Annotated in this window: 14 protein-coding genes and 7 tRNA genes; 4 read left to right on the plus strand and 17 right to left on the minus strand. The window is 66.9% G+C overall.

Features of this window, described 5'->3' with window-relative positions; all coding sequences use genetic code 11:
- Positions 1-112: 112 nt before the first annotated feature.
- The gene (locus tag NQV17_RS09320) at positions 113-1,018 is read right to left on the minus strand and encodes a LysR family transcriptional regulator (protein WP_257771653.1); all 906 of its coding nucleotides are present in this window, start codon (positions 1,016-1,018) and stop codon (positions 113-115) included.
- 154 nt (positions 1,019-1,172) lie between these two features.
- Between NQV17_RS09320 and NQV17_RS09325 the strand changes: the two genes are divergently transcribed.
- Together NQV17_RS09325 and aceB are read left to right on the plus strand one after the other, a co-directional pair.
- Positions 1,173-1,934: a haloacid dehalogenase type II gene (locus NQV17_RS09325; RefSeq protein ID WP_044847958.1), complete on the plus strand. Its 762-nt coding sequence runs from the start codon at positions 1,173-1,175 to the stop codon at positions 1,932-1,934.
- A 67-nt stretch (positions 1,935-2,001) separates the two neighbouring features.
- Positions 2,002-3,594 (plus strand): malate synthase A, encoded by a 1,593-nt coding sequence (gene aceB, locus NQV17_RS09330; RefSeq protein ID WP_257771656.1) that lies wholly within the window; start codon positions 2,002-2,004, stop codon positions 3,592-3,594.
- A gap of 106 nt (positions 3,595-3,700) precedes the next feature.
- On the opposite strand, the gene NQV17_RS09335 is transcribed toward aceB, so the two are convergent.
- Positions 3,701-4,126 (minus strand): gamma-glutamylcyclotransferase, encoded by a 426-nt coding sequence (locus NQV17_RS09335; RefSeq protein ID WP_257771658.1) that lies wholly within the window; start codon positions 4,124-4,126, stop codon positions 3,701-3,703.
- A 302-nt stretch (positions 4,127-4,428) separates the two neighbouring features.
- Between NQV17_RS09335 and NQV17_RS09340 the strand changes: the two genes are divergently transcribed.
- The gene (locus tag NQV17_RS09340) at positions 4,429-5,316 is read left to right on the plus strand and encodes a helix-turn-helix domain-containing protein (RefSeq protein WP_257771660.1); all 888 of its coding nucleotides are present in this window, start codon (positions 4,429-4,431) and stop codon (positions 5,314-5,316) included.
- Between the two features lie 40 nt (positions 5,317-5,356).
- On the opposite strand, the gene NQV17_RS09345 is transcribed toward NQV17_RS09340, so the two are convergent.
- From NQV17_RS09345 to gltX, 9 genes are all read right to left on the minus strand, one after another.
- Positions 5,357-5,821, minus strand: coding sequence for a GNAT family N-acetyltransferase (locus NQV17_RS09345; protein WP_014896698.1), 465 nt, complete (start codon positions 5,819-5,821; stop codon positions 5,357-5,359).
- 315 nt (positions 5,822-6,136) lie between these two features.
- Positions 6,137-6,213 (minus strand) — tRNA-Asp (locus NQV17_RS09350).
- Positions 6,214-6,286: 73 nt separating this feature from the next.
- Positions 6,287-6,362: transfer RNA gene (locus NQV17_RS09355), tRNA-Glu, on the minus strand.
- Positions 6,363-6,427: 65 nt separating this feature from the next.
- A tRNA-Asp gene (locus tag NQV17_RS09360) sits at positions 6,428-6,504 on the minus strand.
- An 83-nt stretch (positions 6,505-6,587) separates the two neighbouring features.
- Positions 6,588-6,663: transfer RNA gene (locus NQV17_RS09365), tRNA-Glu, on the minus strand.
- Between the two features lie 63 nt (positions 6,664-6,726).
- A tRNA-Asp gene (locus NQV17_RS09370) sits at positions 6,727-6,803 on the minus strand.
- Between the two features lie 80 nt (positions 6,804-6,883).
- Positions 6,884-6,959, minus strand: a tRNA-Glu gene (locus NQV17_RS09375).
- 141 nt (positions 6,960-7,100) lie between these two features.
- Positions 7,101-7,176, minus strand: a tRNA-Ala gene (locus NQV17_RS09380).
- 129 nt (positions 7,177-7,305) lie between these two features.
- Complete coding sequence (gltX, locus tag NQV17_RS09385; protein WP_124488272.1) at positions 7,306-8,715, minus strand: glutamate--tRNA ligase; 1,410 nt, start codon at positions 8,713-8,715, stop codon at positions 7,306-7,308.
- Between the two features lie 280 nt (positions 8,716-8,995).
- Here gltX and NQV17_RS09390 point away from each other — a divergent pair, with 280 nt between their 5' ends.
- Entirely contained in the window at positions 8,996-9,922 is a 927-nt protein-coding gene (locus NQV17_RS09390; RefSeq protein WP_257771663.1) for a patatin-like phospholipase family protein, read from the plus strand.
- Between the two features lie 171 nt (positions 9,923-10,093).
- Here NQV17_RS09390 and NQV17_RS09395 read toward each other — a convergent pair whose 3' ends face one another.
- The 6 genes from NQV17_RS09395 to NQV17_RS09420 form a co-directional block, all read right to left on the minus strand.
- Positions 10,094-10,768, minus strand: coding sequence for a C40 family peptidase (locus NQV17_RS09395; protein WP_257771665.1), 675 nt, complete (start codon positions 10,766-10,768; stop codon positions 10,094-10,096).
- A 128-nt stretch (positions 10,769-10,896) separates the two neighbouring features.
- Positions 10,897-12,519, minus strand: a complete 1,623-nt coding sequence (locus NQV17_RS09400; RefSeq protein ID WP_257771667.1) for an ABC transporter ATP-binding protein — start codon at positions 12,517-12,519, stop codon at positions 10,897-10,899.
- The gene (locus NQV17_RS09405) at positions 12,516-13,613 is read right to left on the minus strand and encodes an ABC transporter permease (protein WP_257771669.1); all 1,098 of its coding nucleotides are present in this window, start codon (positions 13,611-13,613) and stop codon (positions 12,516-12,518) included. The genes NQV17_RS09400 and NQV17_RS09405 overlap by 4 nt, the downstream gene beginning before the upstream one ends.
- A gap of 75 nt (positions 13,614-13,688) precedes the next feature.
- Positions 13,689-14,732 carry a microcin C ABC transporter permease YejB gene (locus NQV17_RS09410; RefSeq protein WP_124488275.1) on the minus strand — a complete coding sequence of 348 codons (1,044 nt, stop codon included), beginning with the start codon at positions 14,730-14,732 and terminating at the stop codon, positions 13,689-13,691.
- Between the two features lie 52 nt (positions 14,733-14,784).
- Positions 14,785-16,668 carry an extracellular solute-binding protein gene (locus NQV17_RS09415; RefSeq protein WP_257771672.1) on the minus strand — a complete coding sequence of 628 codons (1,884 nt, stop codon included), beginning with the start codon at positions 16,666-16,668 and terminating at the stop codon, positions 14,785-14,787.
- 215 nt (positions 16,669-16,883) lie between these two features.
- On the minus strand, positions 16,884-17,240 hold the full coding sequence (locus NQV17_RS09420; RefSeq protein WP_257771852.1) for a hypothetical protein: 357 nt from the start codon (positions 17,238-17,240) through the stop codon (positions 16,884-16,886).
- Positions 17,241-17,400: the final 160 nt, after the last annotated feature.

The following is a 17,400-nucleotide window of genomic DNA, read 5'->3' on the forward strand; positions in this document are numbered from 1 at the left end:
GTCGCGCATGCCAGTTTCGATTGTAGTGCGCGAAACCGGGCGACCGGCGCCGGCAGCGGGTTCGCCCTCATATCGGAAACGCGCGGGCCGGTGCGCCCTGCTCGCCCCCGCCCTACTCGCCCCAATACCCGGGCCGTTCGTACGTATGTTTCAGGTAATCGAGAAACAGCCGCACGCGCAGCGGCAGGTGACGGCGCTGCGGAAACACCGCGTGGATGCCGATCGGCGGCGCCGCGAACGCGTCGAGCACGGTGACGAGGCGGCCGGCCGCGATGTCGTCGCCGACCTCCCACCACGATCGCCATGCCAGGCCGTAGCCGGCGAGGCACCACTCGTGCAGCACCGCGCCGTCCGAGCATTCCATCGTGCCGTTCACGCGGATCGACACCACCTTGTCGTCCTCCTGGAACGCCCAGCCGCGCTGCTGGTTCGCATTCGCGGCAAGCGCGAGGCAGTTGTGGCGCGCGAGTTCCGCAAGCGTGGCCGGCGTGCCGCGCCGCGCGAGATACGCGGGGGACGCGACGCACACGCGCCGGTTCTCGCCGAGCTTCAGCGACACCAGCGACGAATCGGGCAGCTCGCCGAGCCGCACCGCGCAATCGAACCCTTCGTTGACGAGGTCGACCATCCGGTCGGACAGGTCGAGCGTGACCGACACGTCCGGATGCGCGCCGCTGAATTCGGGCACGAGCGGCGCGACGTGGCGCCGCCCGAAGCCGGCCGGCGCGGAAATGCGCAGGTGGCCGCTCGCCTTCACGCCGCCGGCGGACACGCTCGCCTCCGCGTTCTGCATGTCGTTGATGATCCGCTGGCAATCCTCGAGGAAGGCCGAACCCTCGAAGGTCAGCGTGAGCTTGCGCGTGGTCCGCACCAGCAGCTTGACGCCGAGCCGCTCCTCGAGCGCGTCGAGGCGGCGGCCGATGATCGCCGGCGCGACGCCTTCCGCGTGCGCGGCCGCCGACAGGCTGCCCTTCGCCGCGACCGCGGCGAACGTTTCGATCTGTTTGAACCGGTCCATGACTCGCAAGGGCGGCGCTCCCGCCCTTCAAATAGCTTGAGCCGTCAAGATTATGTATATGAAAGTAAAAGATCAAGTGATGTTTAGCGTCTTTTTTAGCACTGACGAGCACGAATAAAATCGTTTCCGACCTCTGAAACTGGAGCGCAAGGCTATGTCGGCCACAACGACACTCTCCTCTCCCGACGCAATCCTCTTCGATGCATTCGGCACGTTGTTCGACGTGCATGCGGTCGTGGCCGCGGCAGAGCAGATGTTTCCCGGTCACGGGGACCGGTTGTCGCGGCTGTGGCGACGCAAGCAAATCGAATACTCGCAGTTGCGCACGCTCGCCGATCCGTCCGGCGCCCGCTATCGCCCGTTCCGCGACATCACGCTCGACGCGCTGCGGTTCGCCGCGCGCAGGCTCGGGCTCGCGCTGAACAGCGCGGCCGAGAAGCGGCTGATGGACGAATACGCGTGCCTGTCCACTTATCCCGACACGGTGCCCGCGCTGCGCAAGCTGCGCGCGCTCGACCCGCGCCCGCCGCTCGCGATCCTGTCGAACGGCAACCCGGAGATGCTCGACATCGCGATCAAGAGCGCTGGCATGACCGGCCTGTTCGATCGCGTGCTGTCGGCCGACGCGGTACGCGCGTACAAGCCGAGCCCGGTCGCGTACGCACTCGGCACCGCCGCGTTCGGCGCGAACCCGCGCGACATCGTGTTCGTGTCGTCGAACGCCTGGGACGTCGCGGGGGCCGCCTGGTTCGGCTACACGACGTTCTGGCTCAACCGCACGGGTGCGCCCGCCGAGGAACTCGGCGCGCCGCCCGACGGCACCGGCAGCGGCATGGCCGACCTGCTCGCATTCCTCGCCACCCCGGCTCCGTCCGGCAGACCCGCGAACCGCGCGCGCCCCGGCCCGGGCGCATGACGTTCGCTGCGCTGCCGCCTTCCCCCTTCACCGAAACCGCAACTGACCGACCAAGGAGATGAGACTCATGAGCACCCCGATCACGCTGCCGCAAGGCATGGCGATCACCGGCGAAATCAAGCCGGGTTACGAAGCGATCCTGACGCCTGAAGCACTCGCGCTCGTCGCGGCGCTGCACCGCACGTTCGAGCCGCGCCGCCGGGCACTGCTGCAGGCCCGCGTCGAACGCACCAAGCGCCTCGACGCCGGCGAGCGCCCCGATTTCCTGGCCGACACGAAGGCGATCCGCGAGGGCGACTGGAAGGTCGCGCCGCTGCCGGCCGACCTGCAATGCCGCCGCGTCGAGATCACCGGCCCCGTCGAGCGCAAGATGATCATCAACGCGCTGAACTCGGGCGCCGATTCGTACATGACGGACTTCGAGGATTCGAACGCGCCGAGCTGGACGAACCAGATCGACGGCCAGATCAACCTGAAGGACGCGGTGCGCCGCACGATCTCGCTCGAACAGAACGGCAAGTCGTACCGGCTGAACGACAAGGTCGCGACGCTGATCGTGCGCCCGCGCGGCTGGCATCTCGACGAGAAGCACGTGACGGTCGACGGCCAGCGCGTGTCCGGTGGCATCTTCGATTTCGCGCTGTTCCTGTTCCACAACGCGAAGGAACTGATCGCGCGCGGCTCGGGCCCGTACTTCTACCTGCCGAAGATGGAAAGCCATCTCGAAGCGCGCCTGTGGAACGACATCTTCGTCGCGGCACAGGAGGCCGTCGGCGTGCCGCGCGGCACGATCCGCGCGACGGTGCTGATCGAGACGATCCTCGCCGCGTTCGAGATGGACGAGATCCTGTACGAACTGCGCGAACACAGCTCGGGCCTGAACGCCGGCCGCTGGGACTACATCTTCTCGGCGATCAAGAAGTTCAAGAACGACCGCGACTTCTGCCTGGCCGACCGCTCGAAGATCACGATGACGGTGCCGTTCATGCGCGCGTACGCGCTGCTGCTGCTGAAGACCTGTCACAAGCGCAATGCGCCGGCGATCGGCGGAATGAGCGCGCTGATCCCGATCAAGAACGATCCGGAAGCGAACGACAAGGCGATGGGCGGCGTGCGCGCGGACAAGCAGCGCGACGCGACCGACGGCTACGACGGCGGCTGGGTCGCGCACCCGGGCCTCGTGCCGATCGCGATGGAGGAATTCGTCAAGGTGCTCGGCGACAAGCCCAACCAGATCGCGAAGCAACGCGACGACGTGCAGATCGAAGGCAAGAACCTGCTCGACTTCCAGCCTGAAGCGCCGATCACCGAAGCCGGCCTGCGCAACAACATCAACGTCGGCATCCACTATCTCGGCGCCTGGCTCGACGGCAACGGCTGCGTGCCGATCCACAACCTGATGGAAGACGCGGCGACCGCCGAGATCTCCCGCTCGCAGGTGTGGCAGTGGATCCGCTCGCCGAAGGGCGTGCTCGACGACGGCCGCAAGGTCACCGCCGAGCTCGTGCGCGAGTTCACGAAGGCCGAGCTCGACAACGTGAAGCGTTCGGTCGGCGGCAACACGCAGCCGTACGAGCGCGCCGCGGCGATCTTCGAGCAGATGTCGACGTCGGAAGGCTTCACCGAATTCCTGACGCTGCCGCTGTACGAGGAAATCTGACGACGCGGGCCGGGTCGCCCGGTCCTGCCCGCCGCCGGTCGCTCGACTCGGCGGCATGAAAAAAGCGCCCCGCGGGGCGCTTTTCCTTTGCTGCGCAGCGGGTTCGCTATGCGGATGCGGCGGCGGCTTCCCGCTCGCGCCGGTGCTGAACCCAGTCGCCCGATGCGATGCGCGGACGGTCGGCTGCCGCATGCGCGGCGACCGGATAGTAGACGCACGCATAGGCACGACCGCCGAGTTCGACGGTCACCGGCTCCTGCCGGAACAGCGTGTCGACGCCCGGATAGACGCGCTCGATCTCGTCGAGCACGGGCACCAGTCGCTCGTCGATCTCGTAGACGTCGCCCCACACGAGCGACCGGCCGGCCGGCCCGGGCACCATGCCCGGATACGTGCCGAAATCGTACAGTTCGCCCGGCAGTGCGGCCGCCCCGAGCAGCGTCGGCGCGGCGATCCCGTGCCGCGCGGCCGCCTGGCCGATGTCGTTGGCTTCTCCCGCTCTCAACGTGCCGTAGACGAATACATGGCGCATCGTGGTCCTCCTCTTCGATTCAGGTGTTGCCGTGCCGGGCCGTCGCGGCCGTGCCGCGGGTGCCGGCGCCTTCGGGGCGCTGCTTGTGCGAAAACGCGCCCGCATCGATAGACCACGCCGGCGGCACGATGGTTCTTTTCGGCGCGACGCATCACGCTGGCCCGGGCTTGCGCCGGCCGGAACACGTGCTGCCCCATACAAAGTTCATTTGAACCGTGCATTATCGGCCGAAAAACCGCCGCATGCGCCTGCGCGGCGCCTTCTAAAATGACGGCATCGCCGCCGCGCCGACCGAATCGTCCATGAACCCGCCAGCCCAAGCCGACGCATCGAACCCGTACGACGTCATCGACATCCCGCCCGAGTTCGCGCCGACCCGCGTCCATCCGATGCGGGTCCGGGCGCGGCAGGTGGACGCCGGCCGCCGGATCCCGCTGCACACGCACGCGTGGGCGCAACTTGCGTATGCATCGCGCGGCGTGCTGCGCGTCGCGACGACCGGGACGACGTGGATGGTGCCGCCTTCCCGCGCGATCTGGGTGCCGCCGCACGTCACGCACGAGGTCGTGATCGTCGAGGAAGCGTACTTGCGCACGCTGTACATCGACGAGTCGGTCGTGCCGGATGGGCTCGACGCATGCCGGGTGGTCGAGGTGACGGGCTTGCTGCGCGAACTGATCGTCGCGCTCGACGCGCGCGACCTGAGCGGCACCCGCGAACGGCTGCTGTGCGGGCTCGTGCTCGACGAGCTGAGCCGCGCCGAACCGCTGCCGCTCGCGGTGCCGATGCCCGACGAGAAGCGGCTGCGCATGCTGTGCGAGGCGGTGCTCGCGCAACCGGCGCATGCGGAATCGCTCGAACACTGGGCGAGCGAGGTCGGCGCGAGCACGCGCACGATCTCGCGGCTGTTCAGGCAGGAACTGGGCGTGAGTTTTTCGCAGTGGCGGCAGCAGGCGCTGCTCGCGCGCGCGATCCCGCTGTTGAACCAGGGGCGCCCGCTGTCGCATATCGCACGCGAACTCGGCTACCAGAGCCAGAGCGCGTTTTCGGCGATGTTCCGGCGCGCGTTCGGCGAAAGCCCCCGCGCGTTCATGCTGCGCGGCTACGAGCATCGCGGCGCGGAAGACGGCATCGCAACCGACGACGCCCCCGACGACGACGCGATCGACTCGATCGACACTGCCCGCTGACCGTCGCTGCGTGCCCCCCGCGTGGGTACCCGTTACGCGCTCAAACCGGACGCACCATGTGGCGAATCGAGCCGAGCTGGGCCAGCCTCGGCCCGGTGACGCGGTAGCCCATGCGCAGGTAGAGGCGCGCGGCCGGATTGTCGACGAACACACGCAACTGCAGTTCGTGCAGCCCGCGGGCGCGCGCCCAGCGATGCGACATGTCGAGCATGTAGGTGCCGGCGCCCTGTCCGCGATGGCCGGCCGCGATCTGCACGTCGCGGATGTGCAGCGAATCGCCCTCCTCGGTCACGCGCAGCACGCCGATACGTTCGCCGTCGGCTTCCAGGATGAAGTTTTCGGATTCGCGCCAGCTCGCATAGAACAGGTCGCTGCGCCAGACGAGCCCATGGCGCTTGTAATAGCCGCCCATGTTGCCGTGCGTCAGCGCCTCGGCAAACGGAAAATCGCCAGGCTCCGCGGGCCGGAGCTGATACAGCAATCGCAGGTCGGTCGGATCGAGCATCGCGCAGGGGTCAAAAACGCATTCCGCCACGATAGCGCAGTCGCGGGCGGATGCAATCGCGAATTTCTCGTAGTGGCGCCGGATCGGCGACGCAGATGAAAAAGCCCGCACGAGGCGGGCTTTTTCATTTTCTGGCGGAGCGGACGGGACTCGCCTACATCCTGCAGGCCGCGGCTGCGCGTACACGCGCAGCCCTTCGCGTCCCGCCGGAAGCCGCGCAGGCGGCTTCCTCCGCTCCGCAGTCACGCGCTCGCAAGCGAGCGCAACCGACGATGCAAATGAAAAAGCCCGCACGAGGCGGGCCTTTTCATTTTCTGGCGGAGCGGACGGGACTCGAACCCGCGACCCCCGGCGTGACAGGCCGGTATTCTAACCGACTGAACTACCGCTCCAGTCTTGCTTCTTGCCTGGCAGGCGTCGGTTACTTCCTGCCGGCGCATCGTTTGTTCGAACGACGCCGAAATCTGGCGTCCCCTAGGGGATTCGAACCCCTGTACTCACCGTGAAAGGGTGATGTCCTAGGCCTCTAGACGAAGGGGACAACGTACTGCTTACATCTTTAACGCAAAAGCCCGCTCAAAACGTTCATTTGAACGGGCTTTGTTCTGGCGGAGCGGACGGGGCTCGAACCCGCGACCCCCGGCGTGACAGGCCGGTATTCTAACCAACTGAACTACCGCTCCAGCTTTCTTCACTCTCACCTGCAGGACCTCGTTCACGTCCTGCAAGCGTTGCGACACTTCTACTACGAAACGCCGCTGAATCCTGGCGTCCCCTAGGGGATTCGAACCCCTGTACTCACCGTGAAAGGGTGATGTCCTAGGCCTCTAGACGAAGGGGACAACGTACTGCTTACATCTTTAATACAAAAGCCCGCTCAAAAACGTCTTGAACGGGCTTCGTTCTGGCGGAGCGGACGGGACTCGAACCCGCGACCCCCGGCGTGACAGGCCGGTATTCTAACCGACTGAACTACCGCTCCAACTTTCTGCACCGTTACCTGCAGGACGTCGGTTACGTTCCTGCAAGCCTAGCGACACTTCTACGAAACGCCGCTGAATCTGGCGTCCCCTAGGGGATTCGAACCCCTGTACTCACCGTGAAAGGGTGATGTCCTAGGCCTCTAGACGAAGGGGACATGATCTTTTCAGATCTGTCTGGCTTTCGCTATTCATTCATCATCAACAGCGAAGGCCGAAATTCTAACTGCTTTAAATCATTTTGTGAAGCATTTATTACTTACTACCGCTGCTTCGCAAATCAATTCGTTCTGCTCTGATGGTGGAGGTAAGCGGGATCGAACCGCTGACCTCTTGCATGCCATGCAAGCGCTCTCCCAGCTGAGCTATACCCCCCTTGCAGAACAGAAATGAGATTATATGGACCGAATTTGAACTTGTAAATACCCTTTTTGCGATTCGAGCGAAATTTTTTGCGAAGCCGCCGTGACACCCTGCGCGAGCGGCTTCGCATCCGCTCCAACCTCAGGCCAGCGCGGCCTCGATACGCGACACCACGACGTCACGGCCGAACAGCACGAGCACCGCGTCGATCGACGGCGTATGCGTCGTGCCCGCCACCAGCAGGCGCACCGGCATCGCGAGCTGCGGCATCTTCAGCTTGTGCGCGCCGAGCGTCGCCTTCAGCGCGGCGGACACCGCTTCCTTCGTCCAGTCGGCCGCCTTCAGCGCGGCGACGAGGTCGGCCAGTGCCGGGCGCACCGCATCGGTCACGTGCTGCGCGAGCGCGTCGGCATCCGGCGCCGGCACGCGGTAGAACATCGCGGCGCCTTCGGCGATCTCCTTGACCGTCGTCGCGCGGTCCTTCATCAGGCCGACCACCGCGTCGAGCGCGGGGCCCGTCGCGATCGCCGCGTCGTCGATGCCGAGCGCGTCGAGGAACGGCTTCGCCAGCGCGGCGAGGCGCGCGTTGTCCGCTTCCTTGATGTAATGGGCGTTCAGCCAGCTCAGCTTGCTGTGGTCGTACTGCGCGGGCGACTTGCCGAGATGCTCGAGGTCGAACCATTCGACGAACTGCTCGCGCGAGAAGATTTCCGCGTCGCCGTGCGACCAGCCGAGGCGCGCGAGGTAGTTGACGACGGCCTCCGGCAGGAAGCCGGCGTCGCGGTACGCCATCACGCTCATCGCGCCATGCCGCTTGCTCATCTTCTCGCCCTGCTCGTTCAGCACGGTCGGCAGGTGCGCGTAGACGGGCGGCTCGCCGCCGAGCGCGCGCAGGATGTTGATCTGGCGCGGCGTGTTGTTCACGTGGTCGTCGCCACGGATCACGTGCGTGATGTTCATGTCCATGTCGTCCACGACCACGCAGAAGTTGTAGATCGGCGTGCCGTCCGGGCGCGCGATCACGAGGTCGTCGAGTTCCTCGTTCGAGATCTCGACACGCCCCTTCACCGCGTCGTCCCACACGACCGTGCCGGTCAGCGGGTTGCGGAACCGCAGCACCGGCTTCACGCCGGCCGGCGGCTCGGGCAGCACCTTGCCCGGCTCCGGACGCCACGTGCCGTCGTAGCGCGGCTTGAGGCCGGCCTCGCGCTGGCGTTCGCGCAGCGCGTCGAGCTCCTCGGCCGACATGTAGCACGGGTACGCGAGGCCCTGCTCGAGCATCTGCGCGAGCACCGCGCGGTAGCGGTCCATCCGCTGCATCTGGTAGATCGGGCCTTCGTCGAAATCCAGGCCGAGCCACTGCATCCCCTCGAGGATCGCGTCGACGGCTTCCTGCGACGAACGCTCGACGTCGGTATCCTCGATACGCAGCACGAACGTGCCTTTCATCTTGCGCGCGAACGCCCACGGATAGAGCGCGGAGCGGATGTTGCCGAGGTGGATGAAGCCGGTGGGACTCGGCGCGAAGCGGGTACGGACAGGACGGGTCATAAACGGTAACTCGAACGCCTGGGGCGCATGAATGATTCGACGCGGGATCGACGGCGACAGCCCGGACAGCACTGGGGCCGGCCGCGCCCGGAACGGGAAAGAAGCCGGAATTATACTCGCGCCGCCCTTCGCGCCAAGCGCGCCGCTTGCTTTATGATGTGCGCGCCGCGGCCGCCAGCCGGCGCCGCGCCGGCCGCGCGGTTTGTGCCGCGCGGCCGCTCGGAACCTATCGCCGCCGCGGGCCGCACGGCCCGCCGCCAAGCCGCCGGAGAACCATTCGATGTCGTCCCCTCGCCTGTCGCGCCGCCACTTCACGATCGCCTGCGCATCCGCCAGCCTCGCCGCCTGCACGTCGTTCGGCGACAAGTCCCGCCCCGACAACGCCGCGAATCCCGCGCAGTCGCGCGAGAAACCCGTGAAGATCGGCATCGCGCTCGGCGGCGGCGCCGCCCGCGGCTTCTCGCACATCGGCGTGCTGAAGGCGCTCGAGGCGCGCGGCATCCCGGTCGAGATCGTCGCGGGCACGAGCGCGGGCTCGGTGGTCGGGGCGCTCTATGCCGCCGGGATGAGCGGGCTGCAGATCAACAAGATCGCACTCGACATGGATCAGGCGGCGATCAGCGACTGGGCGCTGCCGTTCCGCTCGCGCGGGCTGCTGCAAGGCGTGGCGCTGCAGAACTTCCTGAACAAGACGCTCAACAACCGGCCGATCGAAAAGATGGCGAAGCCGCTCGGCATCGTCGCGACGGACCTGCAGAACGGCCAGCCGATCCTGTTCCAGCAGGGCAATACGGGGCTCGCGGTGCGCGCGTCGTGCAGCGTGCCGTCGGTGTTCGAGCCCGTGAAGATCGGCAACCGCGAATACGTCGACGGCGGTCTCGTGAGCCCGGTGCCCGCGTCGTTCGCGCGCAAGATGGGCGCGAGCTTCGTGATCGCGGTCGACATCTCGTCGCGGCCGGACGGCGCGGCGACCAACAACCCGATCGATATGCTGCTGCAGACCTTCACGATCATGGGCCAGACGATCAAGACCTACGAGCTCGACAAATACGCGGACGTCGTGATCCGCCCGAACCTCGCGGCGATGGGCGGCAGCGACTTCAACCAGCGCAATGCGGCGATCCTCGCGGGCGAGGAAGCCGTCGCGCGCGTCATGCCCGAGCTGCAGCGCAAGCTCGCGGCGGCCCGCGGCGTCGCGGCGGCATAAGCGGCGCATCGCGGGACGCGGGACGCGGGACGCGGGACGCGACAGCGAGCGCGAGCGCGCCACCGACGATGGCACCGCCACCAGCCGCTTGCGCACGCCCCAAAACAAAAAACCCTGCCGCCTTCCGGTGACAGGGTTTTTTGGATCCGGCGGTTCGCCGGCGAGCGTCGGTCAGTTGCTGCCGTTCGCCGCGTCGTCGCCGATCGTGGCACGCACGCGCTGGCGCAGGTCGTCGGCCTTCATCGGGAACTCCGACTCGAGCCGGCGCGCACCGGTGAAACGCTTTTCCCAGTAGCCGCTGTCGAGATCGTCGACGCGAATCGTGCTGCCCGTCGACGGCGAATGCACGAACTTGTTGTCGCCGATATAGATGCCGACGTGCGAGAACGTACGGCGCATCGTGTTGAAGAACACGAGGTCGCCCGGCTTCAGGTTGCTCATGCTGACCTTCTCGCCGACGCGGCTCATCTCTTCGGCGCGACGCGGCAGCGACATGCCGAGCGTGTCCTGGAACACGTAGCGCACGAACCCGCTGCAGTCGAGGCCGGAATCCGGCGAGTTGCCGCCCCAGCGGTAACGCACGCCGATCATGTTCAGCGCACCGACGACGACGTCGCCGGCCTTGCCCGCCATGCCGGCAAGAAACGACTTCGCGCCGCCGCTCGACGACTGGGCGCTGGCCTGCTGGGGGGAGGAGCTCGACCCGATTTGAGTCGAATTCGTGACATTCTGGTTAAAACTGCTGACTTCGTCGGCGAACGCGCCGGGAGCTGCTGCGAACAGGGCGCCGATGAACAGCCCGGCGAGGGTGCGCGCGCATGCCTGGGTCAGGGATCGATGCTGCATTGGTCGATGGAATGTGCTTAAAAATCAGCTGATTGGCGGAAAATTTCGGTCGATACTAGCCAGCGCGTAATCGTTTGTCAAAACAAATTAAAAAATACAATCGAGATAGTCAGACCATTGGACGCCTATCACGCTTTCCAGACCGCTTTCAACAGCTTTTGTGTGTAAGGATGTGACGGTTTCGTGAAGATATCGGCCACGTCGCCGGACTCGACGATCGCCCCGCCCTGCATCACCGCGACCCGGTGCGCCATCGCGCCGATCACCTCCAGGTCGTGGCTGATGAATACATAGCCGAGGTTGTATTTCTGTTGCAAATTCGCGAGCAGCTTCAGCACCTGCTGCTGGATCGACACGTCGAGCGCGGACGTCGGTTCGTCGAGGATCAGGATGCGCGGCTCCAGCACCAGCGCGCGCGCGATCGCGATCCGCTGGCGCTGCCCGCCCGAGAATTCGTGCGGATAGCGATGCAGCACCGTGCGGTCGAGGCCGACTTCGCGCAGCACGGCCAGCGACTTCGCGCGGCGCGCGTCCGGCGTGAGTTCCGGGCGATGCAGTTCGAGCCCCTCGCCGACGATCCGCTCGATCGTGTGACGCGGCGACAGTGAACTGAAGGGATCCTGAAAGACGACCTGCATGTTCGAGCGCAGCGCGGTCTGTTCGCGGCCGCGATAGGTCGACAGCGCGCGCCCCTGGAATTCGATCTCGCCGTGGGCCGTCCTTTGCAGCCCGAGCAGCGCCATCGCGAGCGTCGACTTCCCGGAGCCGGATTCGCCGACGATCCCGAGCGTCTCGCCCTGCCGCACCGACACGGACACGTCCGCGACCGCCGTCACGGGCGTCGTGCCGAACCAGCCTGCGAAGCCCGGCCGCTTGCGCGCGAACTGCACGCTGACGTGGCGCGCATCGAGCACGACGGGCGCGATCGGCATCACCGGCGCGACCGCGCGCTGCGGCCGGCTGTTCAGCAGCCGCTGCGTATACGGATGCTCCGGCTCCGCGAAGATCCGCTCGACCGGCCCGCTTTCGACCAGCTTGCCGCGCTCCATCACCGCGACCCGCTCGGCGAAGTGCCGTACGAGGTTCAGGTCGTGCGTGATCAGCAGGATCGCCATCCCGCGCTTTTCCGCCTCCTCGCGCTGCAGCTCGAGCAGCAGCTCGACGATCTGCGCACGGATCGTCACGTCGAGCGCCGTGGTCGGTTCGTCCGCGAGCAGGAGGCGCGGCCGGCAGGCGAGCGCCATCGCGATCATCGCGCGCTGCCGCTGGCCGCCCGACAACTGGTGCGGGTAACTGTCGACGCGCCGCTCCGGCTCCGCGATGCCGGTGCGCGCAAGCAGCGCGATCGCGCGCTTGCGCGCCTCCACCGCCGTCACGCCGTCGTGCAGCACGATCGTCTCGCCGATCTGCGTGCCGATCGTGTACAGCGGGTTGAGCGCCGTCATCGGCTCCTGGAAGATCATCGCGATGTCCGAGCCGCGTAGCCCGCGCATCTCGCGTTCGCTCTTGCCGGCGAGGTCATGGCCGGCGAAGCGGATCGTGCCGCTCACGTCGGCGTCGCGCAGCAGCCGCAGGATCGACAGCGCGGTCACGCTCTTGCCCGAACCCGACTCGCCGACGAGCGCGACGCGCTCGCCGCGGCCGATCGCGAGCGTCACGTCGTCGACGGCCACCGTGTCGCCGAAGCGCACCTGCAGATGGTCGAGCGACAGCAGCGGCTCGCCCGCGTTCGATACGGCCGTGTCGCTCATCGCTGGCCTCCTGCCGCGCGCACCGAATCGGCGATCCGCGTGTCGAGCGCGTTGCGCAGCGCGTCGCCCATGAAGGTCAGCAGCAGCAGCGTCGCGACCAGCACGCCGAACGTCGACAGCGAGATCCACCACGCATCGAGGTTGCCCTTGCCCTGCGCGAGCAGCTCGCCGAGGCTCGGCGTCGGCGGCGGCACGCCGAGCCCGAGGAAGTCGAGGCTCGTGAGCGCGAGGATCGCGCCGCTCATCCGGAACGGCAGGAACGTGATCACGGGCGTCATGCTGTTCGGCAGCACGTGGCGCCAGATGATCTGCCAGTTCGTGAGCCCCATCGCGCGGGCCGCGCGCACGTAGTCCTGCATGCGGTTGCGCAGGAACTCGGCGCGCACGTAGTCGGCCAGGCCGATCCAGCCGAACAGCGACAGCAGCACGATCAGCAGCAGGAAGCTCGGCTCGAAGATCGACGCGAAGATGATCAGCAGGTACAGCTCCGGCAGCGAACTCCAGATCTCGATCAGCCGCTGCCCGACGATGTCGATGCGCCCGCCGAAGAAGCCCTGCACGGCGCCCGCGGCGATCCCGAGCAGCGTGCCGATCGCGGTCAGGACCAGCCCGAACTCGACCGACACGCGGAACCCGTACACGAGCCGCGCGAGCAGGTCGCGCCCGTGCGCGTCGGTGCCGAGCCAGTTCGCACGCGACGGCGGCGCCGGATTCGGCACGCTCGAGAAGTAATTCAGCGTGTCGTAGTAATAGCGGTTCGGCGGATACACGACGAAATTGCCCGGCGCCTCGAGCCGCTTGCGGACGTACGGATCGAGATAGTCGGCCGGCGTCGGGAAGTCGCCGCCGAAGGTCGTCTCCGGATACGCATGGAACATCGGGAAATAGGTCTGGCCGTCGTAGCGCACGACGAGCGGCTTGTCGTTCGACCACAGCGGCGCCGCGAGGCTCGCGGCGAACGCGACGACGAAGATCACGAAGCTCCAGTAGCCGAGGCGCTGCTGGCGAAAGCGCTGCCAGACGCGGCGCGCGGGCGACGGCGACACGCGCGCACGGGCCGCGTCGAGGCGGGACGACACGACGGCCCGGTTCATCGCGCACCTCGCCCGGCGAGCGCGGGCAGGCGGACGGGCGCGCCGGCGAGCGGCGTGCTGGCGGACGGTTTCATGTCAGCGCTCCAGGTTGTCGAATTGAATACGCGGGTCGACCCACACATAGCAGAGGTCCGAGATCAGCTTGGTCGCGAGCCCGATCAGCGTGAACAGGTACAGCGTGCCGAGCACGACCGGATAGTCGCGCCGCACGACCGACTCGTACGACAGCAGCCCGAGGCCGTCGAGCGAGAACAGCGTCTCGATCAGCAGGCTGCCCGTGAAGAACGCGCCGATGAACGCGGCCGGAAACCCGACGATCAGCGGCAGCATCGCGTTGCGGAACACGTGCTTCCACAGCACGGTGCGCTCGGCGAGCCCTTTCGCGCGCGCGGTCAGCACGTACTGCTTGCGGATTTCGTCGAGGAACGCGTTCTTCGTGAGCATCGTGATGACCGCGAAGCTGCCGACGACCGATGCCGTGATCGGCAGCGCGATGTGCCACAGATAATCGAGCACCTTGCCGGCGAGCGACAGCTGGGAAAAGTTGTCCGACGTGAGCCCGCGCAGCGGGAACAGCTGCCAGAACGAGCCGCCGCCGAACAGCACGAGCAGCAGCACGCCGAGCACGAAGCCCGGAATCGCATAGCCGACCAGCACGACGAGGCTCGTCGCGACATCGAACGGCGAGCCGTTGCGCACGGCCTTCGCGATGCCGAGCGGCACGGAGATCAGGTAGGTGACGAAGAACGTCCACAGCCCGATGCTGATCGACACCGGCAGCTTCTGCACGACCAGCGACCACACGCTCTGGTGGCGGAAGTAGCTGTCGCCGAGATCGAAGCGCGCGAAACGCTTCAGCATCAGCCAGTAACGCTCGAGCGGCGGCTTGTCGAAGCCGTACAGCGCCTTGAGCTGCGCGAGCTGCTGCGCGTCGACGCCGGTGTGCGCACGCATTCCGAACGGCGCCGCGCCCTGCTCCGTCGCGCCCTTGCGCAGTTCCTGCACGGCCTGTTCGACCGGGCCGCCCGGCACGAACTGGATCACCGCGAACGTGAGCGTGAGCACGCCGACGAGCGTCGGGATCATCAGCAGCAGGCGTTTGAGGATGTAGCTCCACATAGGGCGTCGACTCGCGATCGATAGGCTGGGTTGAACGAAGGGCCGGCAGGCTTCAGTGATCGGGCTTGGCCCACCAGGTCGATACGACCCAGCCCTCGGCCGAATAGTACAGCGGCAGCGTTTGCGGATAGCCGAGCGTGCGCTTGTATGCGATCCGGTGCGTGGTGCTGTACCACTGCGGAACCGCGTAATAGCCGTGCATCAGCACGCGGTCGAGCGCATGCGTCGCGTCGAGCAGGTCCTCGCGCGTCTGCGCGGCGCCGAGCGCATGCAGCAGCGCGTCGACGGCCGGCGACTTCAGGCCGATGATGTTGTCGGAGCCCGGTTCGTCCGCGAACTTGCTGCCGTAGCGCGAGAACTGCTCGGCGCCCGGCACCTGCACACCCGGCAGGCGAACCGTCGTCATGTCGTAGTCGAACGCGTCGAGGCGCTTCTGCAGCAGCGCGTAATCGGCCGTGCGAAAACGCGCGTCGATGCCGAGCTTCGCGAGATTGCGCTGGTAGGCGGTCACGACGCCTTCCATCGCCGCGCCCGAATCGTCGAGGATCTCGAACGTGAACGGCTCGCCCTGCGCGTTGCGCAACGCGCCGTCGCGGTAGGTCCAGCCGGCCTGCGCGAGCAGCGCGCGCGCCTTCAGCAGGTTCGCGCGCAGCGAGCCCGGCGGGTTCGTGTTCGGCTGCGTGACCATCGGGCCGAACACGGCCGGGTCGAGTTGCGTGCGCAACGGCTCCAGCAGCTTCAGTTCGCCCGGGCCCGGCGTACCGGTCGCCTGCAGGTCGGTATCGGCGAAATAGCTGTCGAGGCGCGTGTACGCGCTATAGAACAACTGGCGGTTCAGCCATTCGAAGTCGAACGCGAGATCGAGCGCCTGGCGCACGCGCACGTCGCGAAACAGCGGCCGGCGCAGGTTCATGAAGAAGCCCTGCATGCCCGCGCCGTTGTGCTGGCGGAACTCGCGCTTGACGAGCTCGCCGCTGTCGAAGCGCTTGCCGACGTCGCGCCGCGTCCAGTTGCGCGCGATGTATTCGACCAGCACGTCGTACTCGCCGGCCTTGAACGCCTCGAGCCGCGCGACGCCGTCGCCGTAGAGCTTGTAGACGATCCGCTCGAAGTTGTCGGTGCCGACCCGCACCGGAAGGTCGGCGCCCCAGTACGCGGGATTGCGCCGATAGGTAATCGTGCGGCCGTTGTCGTAGCGCTCGATCAGGTACGGGCCGCTGCCGATCGGCTGCTCGAACGCGAGCTGGTCGAACGGAATCCGCGAACCGTCCGCGCGCAGCCCCCACTTGCGCGAGAACACCGGCACGCCGCCGGCGATCAGCGGCAGCTCGCGGTTCGTGCTGCGGAACTCGAAACGCACGGTCGCGGGATCGACCACCACCGCCTTCGCGATCTCCGCGAAATACGCGCCGAACTGCGGTGCGGCCTGCTTGCTCTTCAGCGTGTCGAACGAAAACCTGACGTCGTCGGCCGTGACCGGATCGCCGTTCGAAAAGCGCGCGCGCGGGTTCAGGTGAAACGTGACCGAGCGGCGGTCCGGCGCGATCGCGATGTCGTCGGCGAGCAGCCCGTAGGCGGATGCCGGTTCGTCCATGCTGCCGGTCGCGAGGCTCTCGAACAGCAGGTCGATGCCCGGCGCGGGGTTGCCGCGCATCGTGAACGGATTGAACTTGTCGAACGACGTGAGCCGGCTCGGGTTCGCGAGCACGAGCGTGCCGCCCTTCGGCGCGTCGGGGTTCACGTAGTCGAAATGCCTGAAGCCCGGCGGATATTTCGGCTCGCCGTACTGCGCGATCGCATAGGCCGCGTGCGCGGCGGTTGCAGCCAGTACCGCCTGGAGTGCCCATGCTGCCGCCGTGCGGCCGGCGGCCCGTACCGCATGCGCGGCGCCGAAGCGGATGCGGGTGGCGGCGGTCCGGGGCGAACCCTTCGTCATAGAGGCCCTGTCGGTCGATTGAGGGATGGAACGTGGGTCGATTCTACCCATTCAATTCGACGTCGAGCCAACTTGCGGGTTTTCGCGCACGGCACCGGCGCGTTGCGGCTGCCGCGTGCGACTCGCACCGGCAAAGAAAAACCGCCCGGTGTTCAGTTCACACGGGCGGTTTTCCTTCGAGGGCGCGCACGCATCGCGCGTGCGCCGCAGATCGATCAGCGCCAGCCGTTGTGACGGCCGTTGTCCCAGTGACCGCGATCGCCGTGCCAGCCGCGGCCATGATGGCGATACCACTCGTCGCGGCCCCAGTAGCGGCGGCCGTCCCAGTAGCGATCGCCGTGCCAGCCGATCACGATCGCCGGGGCCGGCGCGTAGACGGGCGCCGGCGCATACACGGGCGCCGGCTGGTAGACGACCGGCGGAGGCGGCGGCGCATACACGGGCGCGGGTGCGACGTAGACCGGAGCCGGCACGCCGACGTTGATCCCGACATTGACTCCCGCCATTGCTGCGCCCGACACGAGCACGGCCGTCATACCGGTCAAGAGCGAGGCAACACGCAAAGTCTTCATGGATTCCTCTTCGAGTTGTTTCATGTGTGATTCGACTATAACGGCACGCACAGTCTCCGCATATTTCAAGTTTGTAAGAACTGATGCGCTGCATCGCACGTGGAAGCGTCCGCTAACGTCTTGTAACAATTGACGCGCTGCCGCGACGTCCGTTCCGCCG

The organism is Burkholderia sp. SCN-KJ, from assembly GCF_024656005.1.
Classification (GTDB): Bacteria; Pseudomonadota; Gammaproteobacteria; order Burkholderiales; family Burkholderiaceae; genus Burkholderia.